The organism is Anaerotignum sp., from assembly GCF_045122575.1.
Classification (GTDB): Bacteria; Bacillota; Clostridia; order Lachnospirales; family Anaerotignaceae; genus Anaerotignum_A.
The window spans coordinates 1-3704 of sequence record NZ_JBGVHV010000023.1 but is presented as its reverse complement, the minus strand read 5'-3'; the positions used below and the strand labels follow the sequence as shown (position 1 = coordinate 3704).

Sequence of the window (3704 nt, the reverse complement as noted above, 5' to 3'; positions counted from 1 at the left end):
AAAGAGATGTAAACCCGGGGGAATCCACAATATAGCTCTTTTCCGTGATCTGGATCAATTCCGCATGGCGTGTGGTATGTTTACCACGCTGGATCTTCTCACTGATCTCCCCTGTACCCAGTTCCAATCCGGGGAAAGCCGCATTGATCAGACTGGATTTGCCTACACCGGAGGGGCCTGCAAACACGGAAATTTTGTTTTCCAGTGCCGCTCTCAGTTCATCAATGGCAATGCCTTTTTCCGCACTTGTGCAGATGACAGGATAACCTGCCTTGCGGTACATTTCTGCCGCTTCTGCATATTTTTCCTTTTTATCTTTGTCGATTTTATTGATCACGATAACAATATCCAGTTCCTGTTCTTCTGCCAGCAGCAGGAATCTGTCCAACAGGTCAAGGTTCATATTGGGGCTTTTTGCCGCAAATACGATAACTGCCTGATCTACATTGGCCACACGGGGGCGGATCAGTTCATTTCTTCTGGGCAGAATCTCATCCAGGCTGCCCTTCTTATTTTCCTCATCCAAAACAGAAATACGCACCGCATCCCCAACTGTAGGGCGGATACCTTCCTTACGGAAGATACCCCTGGCGCGGCATTCATAAACGCCTGTATCCGTATCGATATAATAAAATCCACCAATACCTTTTAAAATTACGCCTTCCAGCATTTTTTCACCTTATTCTTCAATTATTAATCACCAAAGTTTACACTCTGTGTCCACTGTTCTGCACCATTCAGATAGCAGGATACAGAACCGCTGCCCTTACCTGTTACAGGTACGCTGTAAGGGAATTCAGATGCATCACGATATTCATCTACCACAGGGAATGCACCGTCCACATCATTTTTCACTACTCTGACATATACAGAACCACTTGCATTTGCAGGGGCGTTGATTGTGAAGTATTTTGTACCCTGTGCGTTGCTCTGGCTGTTGCCTGCAGAGGGTGCAGAGGATTCAGAACCGCCTGCGCCTGTACTCACTACCAGATTGACTACACTGCCGCGGGAAACTTCAGAGTTTGCTGCTACTGTCTGTGTGATAACTTTACCTGCCGCCACACGGTCACTCGCTGCTTCGGAAACGCTGCCTACTGTCAGACCAACGGCTTCCAGAGAGCTTTTTGCGCTTTCCAGTGTTTCATTCACTACATTGGGAACCACAACGCTGCTGTCTTCATCGCCTTTGCTGATGGTCAGAACGATTTTGCTCTTTGCTGTGATCATTTCCCCTGCCGCAGGTTCCTGTTTGATGACTGTCATAGGGTCTGCTTCAGGGTCGTATACATATTCTCTCTGGGCAACATCGCCGACCAGACGGATGATCGCTTCCAGCGCATCCTTTTCTTTCTTACCTTCCACGTTGGGCATTTCTTCTTCCGTCAGGCCAAGGCTGATCTTAACGCCGATCTTTGTGCCTTCCTTGATAGGGGTGCCTTCGCTGACAGACTGATAAATGATATAGCCTGTATCATAGAAGCTGCTGTAATCTTCCCCTTCTTCCACCAGAATGATACCCATTTCTTCCGCAGCCTTCACCGCATCTTCATAGGGTACACCGATAAACAGAGGCGTTTCCATACCGCCTTCTTCTGCAGAGAATCCGCCGAAGCCGGAGAAACCGCCGCCCAGGAATTTAATACCTACAGCAGAAATGATGCCGATGATAACCAGAGCCGTAATGACTGCTGCAAGAATAACCTTACGTTCTGTTTTTCTGTCATGCTCATTATCATAATCTGCTTCTGCTCTGGGGTTTCTGCGTACTCTTTCGGGACGTCTGCTTGTTTTCACTTTTTCAGAAGCCACATATTCACTTTCATACTCGTCCTCTTTAGAAATCTGAGGCAGTTTCTTGCTGTATTTGTCGAAGCCAACCAAGGGTGTATATACATCCCCTTCTTCCTCTTCTGCCTGATCCTCTCCCAGTTCAATGGGCTTGGGAATGATTTTCATTTCCTGAAATTCAGGTTCTTTTTCCAAAACGGGCTCCGCTTTTTTCGCCATACGGATGGCTTCCAGTTCTTTGGGATCCGCAGGTTTTGTCTCCTGAGGTGTTTCCTGGGCTTCCTGCGCCGCTTTTTCTGCTGCCGCCTTTTCCTGCGCCGCTCTCAGCTGAGCCGCCGCTTCCGCTCTTCTGGACATACGCACCCCTGCACCTGCCGCCGCTGCTGCCGCTTCTTTCGCAGGTTCCTCTTTCTTTTCTACAGGCTGCTCTCTTTTTCCCGCACCGGTGATATCTGCTCTTGCACGGATCAGATCTGCCAGCAGCAGGTCGATATTGGCATAGCGTTCATCAGCCTTTTTCATGGTCGCTTTCTTGATGATACCTTCCAGAGATGGTGTACAGTTGGGGTTGTACTGACGGATATCCGGCAGTTCATCGTTGATATGCATCAGGGCGATGCTTACGGAATTATTCCCCTGAAAGGGCAGCACCCCAGTGATCATTTCAAACATGGAGATACCCAGAGAGTAGATATCACTCTTTTCATCCACATAGCCGCCCCTTGCCTGTTCAGGGGAGAAGTAATGGACAGAACCTGCCGCATTGGCTGTTGTGGTCATGGTAGATGCCGTCGCTGCTCTGGCAATGCCAAAGTCTGTTACCTTTACCACGCCGTCTGTCCCCACCAGAATGTTCTGAGGTTTGATATCTCTATGTACGATATGAGCTTTATGAGCCTGAGATAATGCAGATGCGATCTGGATCGCAACGTTGATGGTAGAACGGGAATCAAAAGGAGCTTTTTCCTTAATGGCCTTTTTCAGCGTATCCCCGTGGATATATTCATTTACGATATAGCTGATATCTCCGTCATCCCCCACATCATACGCTCTTACGATATTGGGGTGAGACAGTCTTGCTGCGGAACAGGCTTCAGAACGGAAACGCTCGATAAATTCTTCATCCCCGATGAATTCCTCGCGCAAAACCTTGATCGTTACATAACGATCCAGTTTTCTGTCTTTGCCTCTATATACCACAGCCATGCCGCCGGAACCGATTTTTTCTAAAATTTCGTATCTGCCGCTGAGGACAGTACCCGGATTCAATAACATCTGTGTAACCTCCTACTTATATCTGAACCAGAATCAGGGAAATATTGTCGAAACCACCCTTCTTGTTCGCCTCCGCAATCAGCAGTTCCGCTTTTCTTTCCAGTTCTGTACGTTTATTCAGGATCTTCGCCATTTCCTCATCCTTCAGCAGGCCGCAAAGCCCGTCTGTGCAAAGGAGCAGGATATCTCCTTTTTTCAGGGAACGAATGGTTGTGTCCGTTTCCACTGTATCTCTGATGCCAATAGCACGGGTGATCACATTCCGCTTCGGATGTGTCGCCGCTTCTTCCTTCGTGATGTTCCCTCTTCTGACCAGTTCCATCACATAGGAGTGGTCTGTCGTCAGAGGGAGCATTTCTTTTTTGCGGAACAGATAAGCTCTGCTGTCCCCCACATGGGCCACATAGACCTTATCTTCACGGATGGCCGCTGCCACGATGGTCGTCCCCATTTCCGCAAATTCCCTTGCGGTATTGGATTTGGTATAGACCTCTTTGTTGGCTGCCGCCATAGCTCCCGTCATCATATCCAGCATATCCTCACTGGTGGCATGCTTCATTTCTTTCCAGAAATGGGCAAGAAAGGCTTCGATGGCACTGCTGGATGCCACCTCACCGGCATTGCATCCGCCCATACCA

Annotated in this window: 3 protein-coding genes; all 3 read right to left on the bottom strand. The window is 48.6% G+C overall.

The window, feature by feature from the left end; translation table 11 throughout:
- Nucleotides 1-670: ribosome small subunit-dependent GTPase A (rsgA, locus tag ACJMLT_RS00995; RefSeq protein WP_405725243.1), on the bottom strand; the 670-nt coding region annotated here is incomplete at its 3' end.
- Nucleotides 671-693: 23 nt separating this feature from the next.
- Nucleotides 694-3066: a protein kinase domain-containing protein gene (locus ACJMLT_RS00990; RefSeq protein WP_405725240.1), complete on the bottom strand. Its 2373-nt coding sequence runs from the start codon at nucleotides 3064-3066 to the stop codon at nucleotides 694-696.
- Nucleotides 3067-3082: 16 nt separating this feature from the next.
- On the bottom strand, nucleotides 3083-3704 hold a 622-nt coding region (locus ACJMLT_RS00985), incomplete at its 5' end, for a Stp1/IreP family PP2C-type Ser/Thr phosphatase (RefSeq protein ID WP_405725237.1).

Coding starts and splice junctions, on each gene's coding strand:
- ACJMLT_RS00990 (WP_405725240.1), bottom strand. CDS start 3,066: ATGTTATTGAATCCGGGTACTGTCCTCAGCGGCAGATACGAAATTTTA.